This is a genomic window from Kibdelosporangium persicum (genome assembly GCF_013280595.1).
GTDB classification, from domain to species: domain Bacteria; phylum Actinomycetota; class Actinomycetes; order Mycobacteriales; family Pseudonocardiaceae; genus Kibdelosporangium; species Kibdelosporangium persicum.
The window spans coordinates 32434-51115 of sequence record NZ_JAAATY010000016.1 but is presented as its reverse complement, the minus strand read 5'-3'; the positions used below and the strand labels follow the sequence as shown (position 1 = coordinate 51115).

Sequence of the window (18682 nt, the reverse complement as noted above, 5' to 3'; positions counted from 1 at the left end):
CTAGGAGTAAGCGAAGTGTTCCGTTACATCGTGCGGCGGATCCTGATCACGATCCCGCTGCTGATCGTCGGCTCTTTTCTGGTGTTCGCCCTCGTGCAGGGCATGGGCGATCCACTCGGTGAGTGGAAGCTGCAGAAGCCGCGCGAACCAGACGAGATCGCGCTCGCCTACGAGCGGATCGGCTACAACGATCCGTTCCTGGAGCGCTACGTCAACTGGGTGGGTGGGTTCGTCCAGGGTGACTGGGGAACCACCATCATCCCCGGATCGGGCGTCAAGGACGTCCAGGACGAGGTCTTCCACGGCCTGTGGACCACCTTCCGCCTGGTGATCGGGGCGGAGATCCTGGCCCTGCTGATCGGCATGGCGGTGGGCGTGATCGGTGCCGTCCGCCAGTACTCGATCTTCGACTACACGGCGACCGGCGTGGCGTTCGCGCTGTTCTCGATGCCGGTGTTCTGCATCGGCCTGATCCTCAAGAGCGCCGCGATCCCGTTCAACAACTTCCTCGAGTCCATCGGCATGGACAGATGGATCACCACCGCCGGGCCACCACCCGGCGGCTTCAGCGGCAGCTTCGGCCACCAGATCACCCAGTACATCGGCACGTTCCTGCTGCCGACGCTGGCCCTGCTGGCGATCCAGTTCGCGCTCTACAGCCGGTTCCAGCGAGCCTCCATGCTGGACGTGCTCGGCCAGGACTACGTGCGCACCGCGCAGGCCAAGGGCCTGTCGTCCGGCCGGGTGATCTTCCGGCACGCGTTCCGCAACGGCCTGATCCCGGTGCTCACCGTCTTCGCGGTGAACTTCGGCAGCGTGATGGGCGGCGCCGTGATCACCGAGACGGTGTTCAACTGGTCGGGCATGGGCAGACTGCTGATCCGCAGCATCTATGAGAAAGAGGTCTTCATGGTGCTCGGCGTGGTCATGGTCACGGCGGTCATCGTGGTGATCGCCAACCTGATCGCGGACATCCTGTACGCCCGCTTGGACCCGAGGATCCGTCTTGGCTGACCACACCACCACTACGACAGCGGGCGGCGCGTCCGCGGCCGCGGCAGGCCTGGACATCGCCAAGCCGCGCAAGCAATGGCAGGTGGTCCTGCGCCGGTTCTTCCGGCACAAGGCCGCGATCGTCGGCATGATCGTCTTCGGGCTGCTCGTGCTGTTCGCCGTGCTGGGCCCGATGCTGTGGAAGTACGACGCGTCGGAGCTCAACCTCGGCCGCTACCAGCCGCCGAGCGCCGACCACCCGTTCGGCACCGGCCAGATCGGTGACGACCTGTTCGCGAAGGTGCTCAGCGGCACCGGGTTCTCGATGCAGATCGCGCTGGTCGCCGCGGTGATCAACACGGCCGTCGGGGTCGTGCTCGGCGCTCTCGCCGGGTACTACCGCAGCTGGGTGGACAGCGCGGTCTCCCGGCTGACCGACCTCGTCCTGGTCATCCCGACCTTCCTGGTCGCCGCGGTGCTGTCGCGCAGCACGTTCTCCACCGCGGAACTCGAGCAGGGCGGCGGGTCGAGCAACTGGCTCCAGGTGGCCATCATCCTCGGCCTGACCAACTGGATGATCACCGCGCGGACCGTGCGCGGCATGGTGCTCTCGTTGCGGGAAAAGGAGTTCGTCGAGGCCGCGCGGGCGCTCGGCGGCGGTCCCGGCCGGGTCATCTTCAAGCACATCCTGCCCAACACGATGGACGTGGTGATCGTCAACGCCACGATCAGCATGGCGCAGGCGGTGCTGCTGGAGTCGGCGCTGTCGTTCGTCGGACTGGGCGTGAAGTACCCGGACACCTCGCTCGGCCTGCTGATCAGCGAGAACCAGAACGAGTTGCTCGTGCACCCGTGGCTGTTCTACTTCCCGTTCATCTTCATCGTGCTGATCTCGCTGTCGGTGAACTTCATCGGTGACGGCCTTCGGGACGCGTTCGACCCACGGCAGAAGAGGGTGCGGGCATGAGTGAATTCTCGGACTTCGGCGACACGGCGCTGAAAGGCGCCCGCCCGCACGAGGAGCCGACCGGCAAGCTGCTGGAGGTCACCGACCTGTCGGTGGACTTCAACACCGAGGACGGCGCCGTGCACGCGGTGCGCAACGTGACGTTCTCGTTGGGGCAGCGCGAGGTTCTCGGCATCGTGGGCGAGTCCGGCTCCGGCAAGTCGGTGTCGTCCTTGGCGATCATGGGGCTGCTGCCCAAGACCGCCAAGGTGTCCGGCTCGATCAGGTTCCAGGGTGACGAGCTGGCCGGGCTGCCGTACAAGGAGATGCGCCGCTACCGGGGCAACCGGATCGCGATGATCTTCCAGGACCCGATGACGTCGCTCAACCCGGTGTTCACCGTCGGCTACCAACTGGCGGAGGCATACCGGGCGCACCACGAGGTGTCCAAGGCGGCCGCGTGGTCCAAGGCCGTGGAAACCCTTGCCCTGGTCGGCATTCCGCAGCCGGACCGGCGGGCCAAGCAGTATCCGCACGAGTTCTCCGGCGGTATGCGCCAGCGCGCGGTGATCGGCATGTCGATCATCAACGACCCCGAGCTGATCATCGCGGACGAGCCGACCACCGCGCTCGACGTGACCGTGCAGGCGCAGATCCTGGAGACGCTGCTCAACATCCGGGACGAGACCAACGCCGCGATCATCATGATCACCCACGACCTCGGTGTCGTGGCCGGCATGGTCGACCGCGTGCAGGTGATGTACGGCGGCACGATCGTGGAGACCGGAGGCGTGCACGACGTCTTCGAAACGCCGCGGATGCCGTACACCGTCGGCCTGCTCGGCTCGATCCCCAACCCGACCCTGCTGGGCAGGCGGCTGACCCCGATCAAGGGTGCGCCGCCGTCGCTGATGAACCTGCCGAGCGGGTGCGTGTTCTCGCCGCGGTGCCCACTCGTGATCGACGAGTGCCACGAAGGCGAGCCGCCGTTGATCCAGACCGGGAGCAACCACAGCGCACGCTGCATCCGGTGGGAGCACCTCGCCGGGATCGAGGACCCGCGCAAGCTCTTCGCCACCGAGGAGATCGGTGTCGTGGAGAATCCGGCCGCGCTCGTCGCGGAGGCACCGGATCTCGTGCAGGTCGAGGATCTGGCCGAGGTCGAGAAGCGGCTGGACGAGCAGCGGGCGGAGGAATCGTGACCACACAGGTGCAGCAGGAGAAGGCCAAGGCGGGCACCGCGCCCATGCTCGAGGTGACCGATCTGGTCAAGACCTTCCCGGTGCGTGGCGGCGGCATCATCCCGCGCACGATCGGGCAGGTGCACGCCGTGTCGGGCGTCAGCTTCACGCTGGCGGCCGGGGAAACCCTCGGCCTGGTCGGCGAATCCGGCTGTGGCAAGTCCACGACCGGCCGTGCCGTGCTGCAACTGCACCAGCCCACGTCGGGTTCGGTGAAGTTCGACGGCAAGGAGCTGACCACGCTCGGCCAGCGGGGAATGCGGGCGGTCCGCAAGGACATGCAGATCGTGTTCCAGGACCCGTACGCGTCGTTGAACCCGCGCTGGCAGATCAACGACATCGTGTCGGAACCGTTCAACATCCACGGTTTCCAGGGGTCCGCGGCCGACCGCCAGCAGCGGGTGGACGAGCTGCTCGAACTCGTCGGCCTCAACCCGGAGCACCGCAACCGGTACGGGCACGAGTTCTCCGGCGGTCAGCGGCAACGCATCGGCATCGCCCGTGCGCTGGCGCTCAACCCGCGCATGGTCGTGCTGGACGAGCCGGTGTCCGCATTGGACGTCTCGGTCCAGGCCGGTGTGGTGAACCTGCTGGAGGAACTCCAGGAGCGCTTCAACCTGGCGTACCTGTTCGTGGCGCACGACCTGTCCGTGGTGCGGCACATCTCCCACCGGGTGGCCGTGATGTACCTGGGCAAGATCGTGGAGATCGGGCCGAGGGAGGACATCTACACGCGTCCGACCCACCCGTACACGCAGGCGCTGCTGTCGGCCGTGCCGGTGCCCGACCCGCGCCAGGAGCGGGAACGGCAGCGGATCGTGCTCACCGGTGACGTGCCGAGCCCGGTCAACCCGCCGTCGGGCTGCCGGTTCCGGACCCGCTGCTGGAAGGCGCAGGACATCTGCGCGACCGAGGAGCCGCCGCTGGTGCCGCACGGTTCCGGTGGACTGTCCTCGGCGTGCCACTTCGCCGAGGAACGTCAGGTGCTGTGACCACGGCCGAGGCCTGATTCCCTAGGCTGAGGGCGTGATGTTGACTGCTCCACCGAGCTTGCTGCTGGTGCACGCCCATCCGGACGACGAGAGTCTCTGGACGGGCGGCACCATTGCCCGATACGCGGCCAACGGCGCCCATGTCACCCTCGTGACCTGCACGTTGGGCGAGGAGGGCGAGATCATCCCGGACGGTCTCGCCCTGCTCACCGCCGGCGAGGCCGACCAGCTCGGCGGCTACCGCAACGGCGAGCTGCGGGCGGCGTGCGCGGCGTTGGGTGTCGTGGATCACCGGTATCTCGGCGGGATAGGCCGGTGGCGCGACTCCGGGATGGTGGGCGTGCCGTCCAACGAGCACCCCCGGGCGTTCATCAACGGTGACTTCACCGAGCAGGCCACGCAGCTGCTGGAGATCCTGCGTGAGGTCAAACCGGACGTCGTCGTCACGTACGGACCGGACGGCGGCTACGGGCACCCGGACCACATCCGTGCCCACGAGATCACGACCGTCGCGTGTGCCCAGGCCGACGTGCGCCGGGTCTTCCACGTCGTGACGTCCCAGAACGCCACCGAGGCGGGCATCGCGGAGCTGGCCGCGGTGGCCGACCTGCCGCACCGCCTGCCGGAACCCGGTGAACTACCGGTCACCCCGGACGACGAGATCACCACGGTGATCCCGATCGCGGACCACCTCGACGCGAAACTCCGTGCGTTGCGGGCACACCAGACCCAGGTCACGGTCTGGCAGGACGACTCCGGCTCGTCGTGCTACGCGTTGTCGAACGACATCGCGCAGCCGATCGTCGACCACGAGTACTACATCCTGGCCAGCGGCCCGCCGGACGAGGCGGAGAACGACCTGTTCGGAGGCCTCGGATGAGCGTCCGGAACGGGTTCCGGCTGGCCGGCCTGCTGTTGGTCAGCGCGGCGCTCGCGGCCGTCGAACTGCTCTACCTGCCGTTGCGGTTCGACGGCGCCATCCTGCCGATGGCCGGCGGGCTGCCGTTCCCGATCTCGGCCGTCGTGGCGGCGGTGACGTTGCCGAGGCTGGTCAAGCGGGCGAGCCGGGTGTCGCCCCGGCTGCTTGTTGCCGGTTCACCGCTGTGGATCTGGCTGCTGTGCGTGCTGGCCTCGGCGTTTCCCGGCCCGGGCGGCGATGTCGTGCTGGTCGGCGACTGGCGGGCGTTGCTGCTGCTCGGCTGTGGCGCGTTGGCGGGCGCCGTCTCGCTCGGCGGGATGCTGGGCAGACAAACTCCTCCGCCCACGGGCAAACTGACGCACTGACGGCGTGTTCACGCCGTTTCCTGCCTTGTCGGACAAGCTGGTCACGCTGCTCGGTGGAAGGCTGAGGTATGCAGATCACCGTTCTCGGCAGCTGCGGCGCCTGGCCTGAGCCCGGCCGTGCCTGCAGTGGTTTCCTGGTGGAACACGACGGCTTCCGGCTGGTGCTGGACCTGGGCTTCGGCGTGGCTTCGCGGTTGTTCGAGGTGTGCCCGCCGGGGGCCGTGGACGCGGTCGTCGTGACGCACGAACACCCGGACCACTGCGTGGACCTGAACGCGTTGCTGCGCGCCAAGTTCTACGGTGCGCCCAACCGGATTCCGTTGTACTGCACGATGGGTGTCGTGCGGCGGATGAGCGTGATCGAGGCGAATCCGCCGTTGTCCGCGGTGTTCGACATCTTCGAGCTGCCCGGCGGCTACCAGGTCGGGCCGTTCGAGCTGACCGGGGTGCCGTTGCCGCACCACGTCCCGAACTCCGGCGTCCGACTGTCCACAGGTGACAGTGTGCTGGCGTACACAGGGGACACCGGGCCCGATCCCGCGCTGGCCGAGCTGGCGAAGGACGCGGACCTGTTCATCGCCGAGGCGACGTTGCTCGAACCGCAGGAGGGCCCGCGCACGCTGCTGACCGCGCGGGAGGCCGGGATGTGGGCCAAACGGGCCGGGGTGCGCAAGCTGCTGCTGACCCATTTCTGGCCGGGAAGCGACCGGACGGCGGCGGTTTCGTCGGCCTACGCCGAGTTTTCCGGAGATATAGCTGCGGCCACCGAGGGCATGGCCTTACGCTGCTGAGCCGTGGCAGAGGCGATCACCGACCAGCATGTGGCCGCGGTCCTGCGCGTGTTCGTGCGCAGGTGCGAGCCGATGCTGACCCGGCTGCGTGACGACGGTGAACCGGTTGAGGACGACCTCGACGGCGACGACCCCGAGGTGGACAGGTCCATTCTGGACAAGGTCAGGACCACGGTGGCCGGCAGGGTCGCGAGCATCAGGCGGCCCGGCATGAAGGGCTGGGGGCAGCTGCCGATCGACGAGCGGGTGGACTGGTGGATCAGCCGGGTCGGCCGGTTCACGTCCCTGCTCGCCTCGGTCACCGGGCTGGCCGGCGTGTGGGGCGACCGGTTGCCGTTGCAGGACATGCTCGGCTCGGCCAGTCAGGGCCTGCTGTTGTGCGCCATCGCCGCTGAGCGCGGGGTCGACGACATCGGCGTGAAGGTCCGCCTGCTGGGCGCGGTGCTGTTCGACCGGGACATCGACCCGGTGACCGCACGCGGCAAGGGTGACGCCGCGGCCGACGAGGAGCTGGTGGCCAAGCTGGCGCCTGAGGAGGAGGAACCGGTCGAAGAGCCGGTGAAGGGCAAGCGGTTCGGTGTCAAGGCGGGCTTCAAGTGGCTGTGGCGCCAGGCCCGGATCCTCTTCGCGATCACCGGCGAGCTGGAGAAACGTCCCCAGGGACGGCTCTACCACAAGGCACTCGGGATGCTGCCGGTCGTCGGCATGGCCGGGGACTACCTCGGCGAGCGCTCCGCGTTGAAACGTGCCGCCAAGCACGGCACGAGGTGGCTTGCTCAGCAGGGGATCCAGTAGCGGTAGCGGTGGTGTTCGGCGCAGCCGAAGCCCTCGTACAGCCGGATCGCCGCCGTGTTGTGCTCGGCGACCTGCAGTGCCTGGCGTTTCGCGCCCTTGGCGTCCGCCCACGCGTACAGCGTTTTCAACAGGCCGACGGCAAGGCCCTGGCGGCGATGTGACGGGCGCACGGCCAACCGTGCGACGTGCAGGAGGTCGCCGACGACCGCGCCGCGCACGGCAGCGACGACCTGACCGTCACGTTCGAGCACGCCGTAACCGACTCCGGAGATGGACGACAGGACGTGCCGCTGGGCTGACGAAGGCTCCTGGGAGCCCGCGGTGAGCTCCCACCAACCAGGCGACGGCGCGTCGTCGACACGCGCGCCCTCGTGCGCTCCAGGGGACAAAGGTCCGATCATCACCAAGGACTCCGCCCCGCCCGGGTGGTCGAGGTTGACGACCCAGCCCTGTCCGGCGATCTCGGCGTCCACCCGCGAGCCCAGCACCACGTGCGCGGTCGGCCGGATGCCGTTGCGTTCGGCGAACCCGGCGGCCCGGCGCAACGCCAGCGGCAGGTCGATGCCAGGGTCGCCGCAGGTCAGCGTGCTGTTCGCGCGTCCGGTGAACCCGCCTGCGGCCCGCATCCGCCAGTCGCCGAGGCGCTCGTCGACCACCGCGGGCCAGGCCTGGGCGCACTCGTGTTCGAGTCGGGTGACGGTGTCCATGACCCGATTCTGGGGTGATCGGCCCGGCCGACTTGCTGAGATCCTGGTCACCCTCTGACACCGGCTACTCGTCCGCCGGGTGGACGGGGGATACTGGCCCTATCGCGTACTTCCCGAACGCGCGTGACCACGGTTTTCAGAAGGAGCAGAGCACCGTGACCTATGTCATCGCCGAGCCCTGCGTCGACTTGCTCGACAAGGCGTGCATCGAGGAGTGCCCGGTCGACTGTATTTACGAAGGCGACCGGATGCTCTACATCCACCCTGACGAGTGCGTCGACTGCGGTGCCTGCGAGCCGGTCTGCCCGGTGGAGGCCATCTACTACGAGGACGACGTCCCCGACCAGTGGAAGGACTACACCAAGGCCAACGTCGACTTCTTCGACGAGCTCGGTTCGCCCGGCGGGGCGTCCAAGGTCGGCAAGGTCTCGGCCGACCCGCAGTGGATCAAGGACCTGGCGCCGCGCGAGCCGGAGCATTGATCAAGGGTTTGCCGGACTTCCCGTGGGACTCGCTGGCCGGTCCCGCGGCCCAGGCCCGTGCGCACCCGGACGGGGTGGTCGACCTCTCGGTGGGCACCCCCGTCGACCCGGTGCCCGACAAGATCAGGGCGGCGCTGGCGTCAGTGTCCGACCGTGCCGGTTATCCCACCACACACGGCACGCCTGAGCTGCGGCAAGCGGCGGTCGAGGCGCTCGGCCGCCGGTACGGCGTCGGCGGTGTCGCCGCGGACGGCGTGCTGCCGACGATCGGGTCGAAGGAACTGGTCGCCTGGCTGCCGACGCTGCTCGGGGTCGCCCCGGGATCGGTGATCGTCATCCCCCCGCTGGCGTACCCGACCTACGAGGTCGGGGCACTGCTGGCCGGGGCGTCCGTCGTGCGCACGGACGGCCTGACGGCCCTCGGGCCGCGGAAACCGGCGATCATCTGGCTCAACTCGCCGTCCAACCCGACCGGCCGCGTCCTGCCCGTGGAACACCTCCGCAAGGTCGTCACGTGGGCCCGTGAACGCGGCGCGATCGTGGTGTCCGACGAGTGCTACATGTCCCTGGGCTGGGACGTCACGCCGGTGTCGGTGCTGCACCACTCGGTCAACGAAGGCAGCCTGGACAACGTCCTCGCGGTGCACTCGCTGTCGAAGTCGTCCAGCCTGGCCGGTTATCGCGCGGGGTTCGTGACCGGTGATCCGGTGCTGGTGGCCTCGCTGCTGGAGGTCCGCAAGCACGCCGGGATGATGGTGCCGCGGCCCGTGCAGGAGGCCATGACGGCGGCGCTGTCCGACGACTCGCACGTGGAGGCGCAGAAGGAGCGCTACCGGGCACGCCGCTCGGTGCTCCGGGAGGCCTTGACGGCCGCGGGCTTCACGATCGACCACTCCGAGGCCGGCCTGTACCTGTGGGCCACCCGGGGCGAGGACGCCTGGCAGACGGTGTCGTGGCTCGCGGAGCGCGGGATTCTGGTCGCCCCGGGGACCTTCTACGGGCCGACAGGGGCCAAGCACGTCCGGATCGCGTTGACGGCGACCGACGAGCGCGTCGCGGCGGCTGCTTCCCGGCTGACCGGCTGACCTGTGTTGCAGGTCAGGGCCCGGCTTCGCAGGAAGCCGGGCCCTGACCGTCAGGACGGCCGGTTGTCCGTTTCGACCTTCGCGTACAGGATGTCGCGCGCCTGTTCCGCGGCGCGGGCGATGCTCTCGCCGACGAAGTCCATGAAGCGGGCGATGTTCTCCAGGCGGACGGCGGCCGGGGTGCCCGGGCCGAGGATGCCGACGCCTTCCCGTGCGGTCTCGGCCAGCAGCGCGTTGGATCGGGCGCTGGCGACCATCGACTGGTACCAGACGTCGTTGTCGGCGAAGTAGCGTTCGCGGCGGCGTTCGTCGCGTTCCCGGCGGACGAGCCCCTGGTTCTCCAGGCCCGCGATCGCCTTCGAGATCGCCGCCGGGCTGACGTGGAGGCGCTGGACGAGTTCGGCCGCCGTGAGACTGCCCGCGTCGGTGGTGAAGAGGCAGGTCAGCACCCGGGCCATCATCTTCGGCAGGCCCGACTGCATGAGCAGTGTCGTGAACGTCTCCTCGTATTCGAGGACGGCCTCGGCGTCGCGTCCGTGCGCCTGCGGCGCCGTTTGCGGCCCTCGGGGCGTGGCCTGCCTGCGCCGGTGCGTGCGGCGTTCGGTGGCCCGGTGGGCCAGGTCGGCGCGGTAGGCGGTGGGGCCGCCGTTGCGCATCACCTCACGCGTGATCGTCGACGTGGGACGGTCGAGACCTCGGGCGATCTCCGCGTAGGCGAGGCCGTCGGCCAGGCCCAGCGCGATCTGCCGGCGTTCCTGCTGGGTGAGCCTGCCTCCGGGCATCACGTCTCCTTCGTGCTCGATGGGTCCACCGTAGTGCGCGGTGTCCGTCTATTGCAACGGGTCGAGTCCGCTTGCGTTGCGTTGAAATCAGAGCCATTGCAATGATTATGTGTTCTTGACGTGCATAAATACTGATCATAAGCAACAAACTAGTTGCCCAAACTGTGAACGCAACGTAGCGTTTCCGGTGTCAGAAACAAGCGGCTCAGTCAGGAGAACACGATGCGGAAGTTCGACACCCCGGCCCCGATCGCCACCGTTCTGGACATCCCCGCCGGGCAGGTCCGGTTCATCGCCGCCGACCGGACGGACACCACGGTCGAGGTCCTGCCCGCGGACGCCTCGAAGGGCCGCGACGTGAAGGTGGCGGAGCAGACCAAGGTCGACTACGCCGACGGCGTCCTGCGGATCGAGGCCTCGGCGAAGAACCAGATCCTCGGCCCGTCCGGGGCCATCGAGGTCACCGTCCAGCTGCCGGCCGGTTCCCGCGTCGAGGCGAAGGCGGCCAGCGCCGAACTCCGCGGCGTCGGACGGCTGGGCGACGTCACCTTCGAGGGCTCGCACGGCGCGATCAAGCTCGACGAGGCAGCAAGCGTGCGCCTCGCGACCCATGCAGGCGACGTCTCAGTCGGCCGCCTCAACGGCCCCGCCGAGATCAGCACCGGCAAGGGCGACATCCGGATCGACGAGGCCGTACGCGGCACGGTCGTGGTGACCACGCAGGCCGGTGACGTGTCGGTCGGCGCCGCCGCGGGGGTTTCCGCCGCACTGGACGCAGGCACGACCCTCGGCCGGGTGCACAACTCGCTCAAGAACACCGGGGCCGCCGACCTGACCATCCACGCGACCACCGCCCACGGCGACATCACTGCCCGCAGCCTCTGACCGACCACGACATCTGGGGAGACGAAAACAATGAGCAGCACCGAGAACTACCAGGCCGCGGAACAACTCCTGCGCCGTCCGGCCCGCCCCGGCGAACTCGTCACCGGCGACAAGGTCAGGCCACAGTGGATCGACGGCGGCGCCCGCTTCTGGTACGCGGTGAACGACGGCGAGCGGAACCGGTTCGTGCTGGTCGACCCGGCGGCGGGCACCCGCCAGCCCGACTTCGACCCCACCGCGCTCGCGGACGCGCCCCTGGGCAGTCCGCTGGAGGTGCTCTCGCCTGACCAGAAGGTCGCGGTGTCCCGGCGAGGACACGACCTGTGGGCCCGTTCGCTTTCCGACGGTCGTGAGTGGGCGTTGACCACCGACGGAGAACCCGGTTACGGGTACGGCTACGGCCCGGACTGCACGAGCAACGCCACGTTGCTGCGCAAGATCGGTCTGCCGCACCTGCCGCCTGCGGTCGCGTGGTCACCTGACTCCACGAAGGTGCTGGCGCACCGGACCGATGAGCGCGAGGTCCGTCAGACCCATCTGGTGCAGGCCAGGCCCGCCGACGGCAGCGCTCCGGCGCTACACACCCAGCGGTACGCGTACCCCGGCGACGAACACATGCCGCTGGCCGAGCTGGTCGTCCTGGACGTGACCACAGGCACGGTGGTCCGCGCGCAGACCGAGCCGCTGCTCATGCCGCAGCTGTCGCCAATCATGATCAAGTGGGCGTGGTGGGCTCCGGACGGCTCGGCGGTCTACTACCTCGCCCGGCCCCGCGACCTGCGCACGCTGACTCTGTACCGACTCGACCCGGCGACGGGCGAGGTCACCACTGTGCTCAGCGAGACCGGGAGCACCCGCGTCGAGCCCAACCAGTGGATGTACGAGCCCCCGATCGTGCGGGTGCTCAGCGACGAGGTGCTGTGGTACTCGCAGCGGGACGGCTGGGGCCACCTGTACCGGTACGACCTGCGCACCGGCGAGCTACTCGGGCAGGTCACGTCCGGGCAGTGGGCGGTGCGGCAGATCCTGCACGTCGACGAGGCCGAGCGGGTGGTGTACTTCACCGCCTCCGGGCTGGTCGCCGCCGATCCCTACCGGCGCACGGTGTGCCGGGTCAGTCTGGACGGCACCGGGTTCGCCAAGGTCACCGACGACGACCTGGACCACGTCGTCACCTTGCCGGACTCCATGGCGTACTTCGTCGACTCGGCGTCCACTGTGGACACGTCGCCGGTGGCGACGGTCCGCGACTGGTCCGGGCGAGTGCTGGTCGACCTCGAACGCGCTGACATCAGCAAGCTCGTCGCCACCGGCTGGACCGCGCCGGAACGGTTCTGCGTCAAGGCCGCTGACGGCGTGACGGACATCTACGGCGTGCTGTACCGGCCGCGCGGCTTCGACCCCGCCGGGCGCTACCCGGTCGTGGACAACGTCTACCCCGGCCCGCAGGTCAACCGGGTCGAGCCGGGCTTCGACCCCGGCGGCATGGGGATGGACGCGGAACCCCTGGCGGCGTTGGGTTTTGTGGTGGTGGCACTGGACGGCCGGGGCACCCCGGGCCGCAGCAAGGCCTTCCATGACGCCTCATACGGCCATCTGGCCGACGCGGGCTGCCTGGCCGACCACGTCGCGGCGCTGCGGCAGCTGGCCGAGACCCGGCCGTGGATGGACCTGGACCGTGTGGGCGTGTTCGGCCACTCCGGCGGCGGATTCGCGGCGGCGCGGGCGATGCTGGACTTCCCCGAGACGTACAAGGCCGGAGTGGCTCTCTCGGGCTCACACGACGCCCGCTGCTTCAACCTGGGCTTCGTGGAGAGCTACGACGGTGCGGACAACCCTGGGGCCTGGGCCCGTTCCTCCAATGTGGACATCGCGGATCGGTTGACCGGCAAGTTGTTGCTCGTCCACGGCGAGCTGGACGACCAGGTCCACCCACAGCACTCGCTGCGGCTCGCCGACCGGCTCCTGGCCGCCGACAAGGACTTCGAGCTGTTCATCGTGCCCGGAGCGGAGCACACGCTCATCGACTGCATCGCTCAGGTCCGCAAGCGCTGCTGGGACTTCCTGGTGCGCGAGCTGATGGGCACGCAGCCGCCCGCATACCGCCCTGCCCCCATCCCGATCGGCCCCGAGTTGCTCGCCGAGATGTTCGCCTGACTCGAAACTCAGTCCGCCCGGCACATCCCCGCCGGGCGGACTTCGGCTAGCCGGCGGGCCACGGGTCGGCGACCGCGTGCAGCAGCCGGCCGATCGCCGACAGATCGCCGACGACGGCCACGCTGCCGTCGGCGCACGCGGTGGCGAGTGCGGCCGGATCAGTCAGCAGTGCGCTGAGCGTCTTGGGGTCCGCACGGAGCGAAACGTCCGCCGTCGCAGGTTCGCCGGGCCGCACGTCCACCTCCCCGGCCGCCATCCGGACCGTCCACACTCGACCGTCGAGCTCGAGACGGCAGGTCGTGGGCGGTGCCGCGGGGTCGGGACGAGCGGCCCGGCGCAGGAAGATCAGCACCGACGTGGCGCTGAGCGCGGTCGGCGGCGGGGGTTGCGGGGCGTCGATTCCCCAGTCGCCCAGCGCCACCAGGACCGGCTCCAACGCCCGGCCCCGTTCGGTCAGTTCGTAGACCCGCGGGCCGTTCGCCGGTGCCTCGGCACGACGGACCACCCCGTTCTGTTCGAGTTCCCGGAGCCGGTCCGCCAGCAGGTTCGAGCTGACGTGTGGCAGGGCGTGCCGTAGCTCGGAAAAACGTTGAGGCGTCAGCAACAGCTCGCGGACCACCAACAGTGCCCAGCGCTCGCCGACGACGTCGAGCGCCCGGGCGATCCCGCAGGAGTCCCGATAGCTACGGCTGGTTGGCATGACCACCCCTTCCCAGTCTGATAGGAAAATACCACAGCAGTTAGTTGTTTTTTAAAACCTCATGTGGCTATGGTTTGCAACCAACAGCTACCTGGAGGGCACACATGAGTGGATTGCTGCTGGCGGACAAGAACGCCGTGATCTACGGCGGCGGAGGTGCGATCGGCGGCGCTGTCGCACGGGTCTTCGCCCGTGAAGGCGCGCGGGTCTTCATCGCCGGACGGACCCAGGCGAAACTCGACGCCGTGGAGCGGGAGATCGCCGCCACAGGCGGGAAGGTCGAGACCGCGGTCGTCGACGTTTTCGATCAGCAGGCGGTCGACCAGCACGCCGCCGAGGTCGCGGCGACGGCAGGCAGCATCGACATCGCCCTCAACGCGGTGAGTGTCATGCACGACCAGGGGACTTCGCTGGCGGACCTCACGCTGGAGGAGTTCATCCGGCCGATCGACGGCTTCCTGCGGACGCTGTTCATCACCAGCAAGGCCGTGGCCCGGCACATGGGCCGGGAGCGGCCTGGCGTCATCCTGACCCTGTCCGAGCCGGGCGCGAAACTGGCTGTCGGCGGCATCCTGGGGCACGCCGTGAGCGCGGCAGGCAAGGAGGCCTTCTCGCGCGTGCTGGCAGCGGAGCTGGCCCCCGGCAACATCCGGGTCGTCGGCATCCGTCCGCACGCCGTCGTCGACGCACCGGCTGCGGGTTCCTACACCAAGGACCTCTTCGAGCAGACCGCGGCCGCGGGCGGGCAGTCGGTCCAGGAGTTCCTCGAAGGCGGGCTGGCGCAGGGGACACTGCTGAAACGGCTGCCCACGCTCGCCGAGATCGCGGAGACGGCCGCGTTCCTGGCTTCGGACCGGGCCGGAGTCGTCACCGGGACGATCGCCAACCTGTCCGGCGGAGCCCTGGTCGACTGAGTTCCGTGCCTAGGTGGCCTTGCGGTGGAACTCGGGGGCGAAGGCCGCGACCGCGTCCCATTTCTCGCGCCACTGTGACCGGTAGGCGAGACGGCGGGCGTGTTCACGTTCGACCAGGCGGCCGGCGACGAAGGTGACCTCGGGGTCCTCGTGGTCGGCGAGCAGGCGGCGGATCGTCTCCTCCGCCACGGCCGCGTCCTGGTGTTCACCGAGGACTTCCTGGAACGCCTTGGTCGCCTTGATCAGGTTCTTCACCGGCTCCCGGCCCGCGGCGCCGACCAGTTCGGCGGCGTAGCGTAACCGCTTGCCCTTGATCCGCAGGGCGTGCAGGTCGTCGTCCGGCGGGTCCTCGCCGAGGGCCTCGACTGCCTTGAAGAGCTTGCGGTACGGCTTGTAGATCACGCTGACCACGGCCGGAGTGCTGCCGTCCGTCCCGACGGGAGCCTCCGCCGAGGGCGCCGAAGCGGTGGCGGCGGCTAACGCGGTCAGCAGGTCGGAGTAACGCTGGGTGCGCATCGCCGCCAGCATGCGGCGGCGGGCCGCCCGGCGTTGCTTGATCAGGCCGCCGAGCAGGCGTTCGACGGCCGCCCGCTCGGTGTCCTCGAAGCCCGCGGCCTCCGTGCGCAGCCGGTCGAGCTGGACGTCCAGGTCACGGACCGGACCGAGGACGTTGCCGAGCCACTTGAGCTCCAGTTGCAGCGGTGACGCCGCGTCCCCCAGTCCGGCGCCGTCCGCGTTGACCGCCGCGCGGAGGCGCCGGATGGTGACGCGCATCTGGTGCAGGTCTTCCGGGTCCACGCCGGATTTGGTGCCCGCCTCGTGCGCGAGCAGCGCACGCAGCTGACTGTCCAGGCGCACACGGACGTGCACGGCTGGCGGGTCCTTGCGGCGGGCGGTGATCGGCTCAGGCGTCAGCCCGAGATCCACCGGCGTGAGGGAAGTGGTCATCTGATGAATCTTAGGTGAACGAAGGGCGTCTTTCGGTGGTCAATCGTTGGCGTGCAGCGCCGCGTTGAGGGCGACGCCCGACCCGCTGCGCTCGACGACCTCGACCGTTCCGGTGCTGGAGTTGCGGCGGAACAGCAGGTTGCCGGCGCCCGAGAGATCACGGGCCTTGACCAGCCGGCCGTCGGGCAGCGTGACCTTCGTGCCCGCGGTCACGTACAGGCCCGCCTCGACGACACAGTCGTCACCCAGCGAGATGCCGATGCCGGCGTTCGCGCCGAGCAGGCAACGCTCGCCGATGGTGATCGTCTCCTTGCCGCCGCCGGACAGCGTGCCCATGATCGACGCGCCGCCGCCGACGTCCGAGCCGTCGCCGACGACGACACCCTGCGAGATCCGGCCCTCGATCATCGACGAGCCGAGCGTGCCCGCGTTGAAGTTGACGAAGCCCTCGTGCATCACGGTCGTGCCGCTCGCCAGGTGCGCGCCCAGCCGCACGCGGTCCGCGTCGGCGATCCGGACCCCGCTCGGCACGACGTAGTCGACCATGCGCGGGAACTTGTCGATGCCGTGCACCGTCACCGCACCACGAGCCCGCAGCGCCAGTCGCGTCTCGGCGAAGTTCTCCACCGGGCACGGTCCGTGGTTGGTCCACACGACATTGGCCAGCAGCCCGAAAACGCCGTCGAGGTTCAGGCTGTTCGGCGTCGCGAGCCGGGCGGACAGCAGGTGCAGCCGCAAGTAGACGTCGTACGCGTCGACAGGCTGCTCGGCCAGCGCGGTGATGCCGGTCCGCACGGCGATGACCTCGACACCGCGGGCGTCGTCCGGCCCGAGCATCGCCGAGATCCCCTCGCCGAGTTCCCCGGCTGCCTCCATTTCGGACAACCGCTGGGTGCCGGGCGCGGGCGCGTCCCCCAGTTTCGGCTTGGGGAACCAGCAGTCCAGCACGGTGCCATCAGTGGTGACTGTCGCAAGGCCGACGCCGTAGGCGCCGCTCGACTCGGGGTTCACGCTCACGTGCCAAAGGTAACCAACGCCGGCTCAGTTCTCGACGAACGGGTTGCGGATCGTCAGCGAGCCGAAGGTCTGACCGTCCTGAAGGTCCTCCGACAGCAACGTCGTCGCGCCACATCGGAGGGCGGCTTCGACGACCAGCGCATCCCACCAGGAGAGCTGATACCGCTCGCACAGCACGCTCGCCGAGACGAGTAACTGGGCGTCTGTGGTCGTGGCGCACCACTCGCCGTAGACCGAGACGATCTCTCGAGCGCGATCATGCGGCAGGTCGAGCTTGCGAATGGCAACCGAATAGAACTCCTGCAGGACTTGTGTGCTCAGTGCACCTGTGTCGGTGTCCCACAGTTCGGTCAATGCGGCCTTCGCGATCTTGTTCTTGACCGGGTCCCGTCCATCGTGGGCGTAGACGAGGACGTTGGTGTCGATGAAGACCAGTTCGGGGATTGCGCCTGTCACTCGGTGGTTCCCTCGGCTTCTTTGCGCTGTGCCCAGCGGTCGTTGATCTCCTCGCGGGTCCACGTCAACTTCTCACCTTCGCCGGGGCGTCGGCGGCTGCTGATCTCGTCCATCATGGCGAGGGCGCGTTGTTTGGCTGCTTCGTAGCGGGCTGCTTCCTCAGCCATCTTGATGACCTGCTGCGAGAGCAAGGCGCTGACCGAGGTTCCGCGTTTCGCGGCCAGCACCTTCGCCCGGTCGATGACTTCCTCGTCTAACTGCACGGTGATGTTTCGCTTCATAACGCCAGGTTATCACGTGGGTTTCACGTGGTCCACGTGAAACCCACGTGCCGTACCGTGCCGGTGTGCGCGTTGAACTGGACCTTGCCGCCGACCCGGTGGATCTGACCGCTGTCCTCGTCGACATCCCGAGCGTCTCGGAGAACGAGGCCGAACTGGCGGACGCGGTGGAGCGAGCGCTGCGGAAGCTCGACCACCTCGAAATCACGCGTTCGGGCAACACGGTCCTGGCGCGCACGAACCTCGGCCGCGCCCAGCGAGTGGTGTTCGCGGGACACATCGACACCGTGCCGATCAACGACAACCTGCCGTCCCGCCGGGAAGGCGAGATCCTGCACGGGTGCGGCACGGTGGACATGAAGGGCGGCGACGCGGTCATGCTGCACCTCGCCGCCACGCTCACGGATCCCAGGCACGACCTCACCTTCGTGTTCTACGACTGCGAGGAGATCGACGCCGCCCGCAACGGCCTCGGCCGCGTCGAGCGTGAGCTCACGGAGTGGCTGAAGGGCGACGTGGCGGTGGTCTGTGAGCCCTCGAACGGCGTGATCGAAGCCGGTTGCCAAGGCACGATGCGGATTCAGGTCCGTACAACGGGCCAGCGTGCGCACACGGCCCGAGCGTGGATGGGGGTCAACGCGATCCACGCACTCGGGGAAGCGCTCAGGAGGCTCGAGGCGTACGAGCCGAGGACCGTGGAGATCGACGGGTGCACGTACCGCGAAGGCCTGCAGGCCGTGAAGATCGAAGGCGGGGTCTCGGGCAACGTCGTGCCGGACGAGGCCGTGCTCACGGTCAACCACCGGTTCGCGCCCGACCGCGGCGCGCACGAGGCCGAGCAGCACCTGCGTGAGGTGTTCGACGGGTTCGACGTGAAAGTGGTGGACCTGGCGGCGGGCGCGCTGCCTGGCCTGCAGGCGCCCGCCGCCAGGGAACTGGTCGAGGCCGCCGGGGGACGGCCGGTCGCCAAACTGGGCTGGACGGACGTCGCCCGGTTCGCCGCGCTCGGCATGCCGGCGGTCAACTTCGGTCCCGGCGACCCGACACTGGCGCACACCCGCCAGGAGCATGTGCACGTCCAGCAGATCCGGGACTGTGCCGCGGTGCTGACCCGGTGGCTCACCCGGTGATCCTTCCCGGGCCGGGCGGGCTGATCACCGTTTTTCCGGTGGTCATGTGGACGAGCCGCGCAAGTCACCGGTTGGGCGGGTGAGCGCAACTAGACT

General features: G+C 68.9%; 21 protein-coding genes. 14 read left to right on the top strand and 7 right to left on the bottom strand.

The features are described 5' to 3' along the window. Positions 1 to 15: 15 nt before the first annotated feature. From GC106_RS26290 to GC106_RS26255, 8 genes are all read left to right on the top strand, one after another. The gene (locus GC106_RS26290) at positions 16 to 1014 is read left to right on the top strand and encodes an ABC transporter permease (RefSeq protein WP_312872855.1); all 999 of its coding nucleotides are present in this window, start codon (positions 16 to 18) and stop codon (positions 1012 to 1014) included. Next, entirely contained in the window at positions 1007 to 1960 is a 954-nt protein-coding gene (locus tag GC106_RS26285) for an ABC transporter permease (RefSeq protein ID WP_217280985.1), read from the top strand. The genes GC106_RS26290 and GC106_RS26285 overlap by 8 nt, the downstream gene beginning before the upstream one ends. Next, the gene (locus GC106_RS26280; protein ID WP_173136049.1) at positions 1957 to 3141 is read left to right on the top strand and encodes an ABC transporter ATP-binding protein; all 1185 of its coding nucleotides are present in this window, start codon (positions 1957 to 1959) and stop codon (positions 3139 to 3141) included. The genes GC106_RS26285 and GC106_RS26280 overlap by 4 nt, the downstream gene beginning before the upstream one ends. A gap of 44 nt (positions 3142 to 3185) precedes the next feature. Beyond that, positions 3186 to 4172, top strand: coding sequence for an ABC transporter ATP-binding protein (locus GC106_RS26275; protein ID WP_173136309.1), 987 nt, complete (start codon positions 3186 to 3188; stop codon positions 4170 to 4172). Positions 4173 to 4206: 34 nt separating this feature from the next. Continuing rightward, positions 4207 to 5052 (top strand): N-acetyl-1-D-myo-inositol-2-amino-2-deoxy-alpha-D-glucopyranoside deacetylase, encoded by an 846-nt coding sequence (gene mshB / locus GC106_RS26270; RefSeq protein ID WP_173136047.1) that lies wholly within the window; start codon positions 4207 to 4209, stop codon positions 5050 to 5052. Beyond that, positions 5049 to 5456 (top strand): hypothetical protein, encoded by a 408-nt coding sequence (locus tag GC106_RS26265; RefSeq protein WP_173136045.1) that lies wholly within the window; start codon positions 5049 to 5051, stop codon positions 5454 to 5456. The genes mshB and GC106_RS26265 overlap by 4 nt, the downstream gene beginning before the upstream one ends. A 68-nt stretch (positions 5457 to 5524) precedes the next feature. Continuing rightward, positions 5525 to 6247, top strand: a complete 723-nt coding sequence (locus tag GC106_RS26260; protein WP_173136043.1) for an MBL fold metallo-hydrolase — start codon at positions 5525 to 5527, stop codon at positions 6245 to 6247. 3 nt (positions 6248 to 6250) lie between these two features. Continuing rightward, the gene (locus GC106_RS26255) at positions 6251 to 7042 is read left to right on the top strand and encodes a hypothetical protein (protein ID WP_173136041.1); all 792 of its coding nucleotides are present in this window, start codon (positions 6251 to 6253) and stop codon (positions 7040 to 7042) included. Here GC106_RS26255 and GC106_RS26250 read toward each other — a convergent pair. Beyond that, the gene (locus GC106_RS26250) at positions 7024 to 7749 is read right to left on the bottom strand and encodes a GNAT family N-acetyltransferase (RefSeq protein ID WP_173136039.1); all 726 of its coding nucleotides are present in this window, start codon (positions 7747 to 7749) and stop codon (positions 7024 to 7026) included. The genes GC106_RS26255 and GC106_RS26250 overlap by 19 nt on opposite strands. Positions 7750 to 7904: 155 nt before the next feature. Here GC106_RS26250 and fdxA point away from each other — a divergent pair, with 155 nt between their 5' ends. Both fdxA and dapC read left to right on the top strand, forming a co-directional pair. Next, positions 7905 to 8231, top strand: a complete 327-nt coding sequence (fdxA, locus tag GC106_RS26245) for a ferredoxin (RefSeq protein WP_173136037.1) — start codon at positions 7905 to 7907, stop codon at positions 8229 to 8231. Further along, entirely contained in the window at positions 8228 to 9316 is a 1089-nt protein-coding gene (gene dapC, locus GC106_RS26240) for a succinyldiaminopimelate transaminase (RefSeq protein WP_217280984.1), read from the top strand. The genes fdxA and dapC overlap by 4 nt, the downstream gene beginning before the upstream one ends. A 50-nt stretch (positions 9317 to 9366) precedes the next feature. On the opposite strand, the gene GC106_RS26235 is transcribed toward dapC, so the two are convergent. After that, positions 9367 to 10098 carry a MarR family transcriptional regulator gene (locus GC106_RS26235; RefSeq protein ID WP_173136035.1) on the bottom strand — a complete coding sequence of 244 codons (732 nt, stop codon included), beginning with the start codon at positions 10096 to 10098 and terminating at the stop codon, positions 9367 to 9369. A 222-nt stretch (positions 10099 to 10320) separates the two neighbouring features. On the opposite strand from GC106_RS26235, the gene GC106_RS26230 reads away from it, so the two are divergent. Both GC106_RS26230 and GC106_RS26225 read left to right on the top strand, forming a co-directional pair. Beyond that, entirely contained in the window at positions 10321 to 10983 is a 663-nt protein-coding gene (locus tag GC106_RS26230; RefSeq protein ID WP_173136033.1) for a DUF4097 family beta strand repeat-containing protein, read from the top strand. Positions 10984 to 11013: 30 nt separating this feature from the next. Next, a complete protein-coding gene (locus tag GC106_RS26225; RefSeq protein ID WP_173136031.1) occupies positions 11014 to 13140 on the top strand; it encodes a S9 family peptidase in 2127 nt (708 codons plus the stop codon). 46 nt (positions 13141 to 13186) lie between these two features. Here GC106_RS26225 and GC106_RS26220 read toward each other — a convergent pair whose 3' ends face one another. Continuing rightward, entirely contained in the window at positions 13187 to 13840 is a 654-nt protein-coding gene (locus tag GC106_RS26220; protein WP_173136029.1) for a winged helix-turn-helix transcriptional regulator, read from the bottom strand. Between the two features lie 104 nt (positions 13841 to 13944). Between GC106_RS26220 and GC106_RS26215 the strand changes: the two genes are divergently transcribed. After that, complete coding sequence (locus GC106_RS26215) at positions 13945 to 14754, top strand: SDR family NAD(P)-dependent oxidoreductase (protein WP_173136027.1); 810 nt, start codon at positions 13945 to 13947, stop codon at positions 14752 to 14754. A 9-nt stretch (positions 14755 to 14763) separates the two neighbouring features. Here GC106_RS26215 and GC106_RS26210 read toward each other — a convergent pair whose 3' ends face one another. The 4 genes from GC106_RS26210 to GC106_RS26195 are packed head-to-tail and all read right to left on the bottom strand — an operon-like array spanning position 14764 to position 17456. After that, complete coding sequence (locus GC106_RS26210; RefSeq protein ID WP_173136025.1) at positions 14764 to 15702, bottom strand: CHAD domain-containing protein; 939 nt, start codon at positions 15700 to 15702, stop codon at positions 14764 to 14766. 39 nt (positions 15703 to 15741) lie between these two features. Beyond that, entirely contained in the window at positions 15742 to 16719 is a 978-nt protein-coding gene (gene dapD, locus GC106_RS26205) for a 2,3,4,5-tetrahydropyridine-2,6-dicarboxylate N-succinyltransferase (protein WP_173136023.1), read from the bottom strand. A gap of 24 nt (positions 16720 to 16743) precedes the next feature. Continuing rightward, positions 16744 to 17175, bottom strand: coding sequence for a PIN domain-containing protein (locus tag GC106_RS26200; protein WP_173136021.1), 432 nt, complete (start codon positions 17173 to 17175; stop codon positions 16744 to 16746). Then, positions 17172 to 17456 (bottom strand): DUF6364 family protein, encoded by a 285-nt coding sequence (locus tag GC106_RS26195; protein WP_173136019.1) that lies wholly within the window; start codon positions 17454 to 17456, stop codon positions 17172 to 17174. The genes GC106_RS26200 and GC106_RS26195 overlap by 4 nt, the downstream gene beginning before the upstream one ends. Positions 17457 to 17521: 65 nt before the next feature. Between GC106_RS26195 and dapE the strand changes: the two genes are divergently transcribed. Next, positions 17522 to 18586, top strand: a complete 1065-nt coding sequence (dapE, locus tag GC106_RS26190; RefSeq protein ID WP_173136017.1) for a succinyl-diaminopimelate desuccinylase — start codon at positions 17522 to 17524, stop codon at positions 18584 to 18586. The last annotated feature ends 96 nt before the right edge of the window (positions 18587 to 18682 follow it).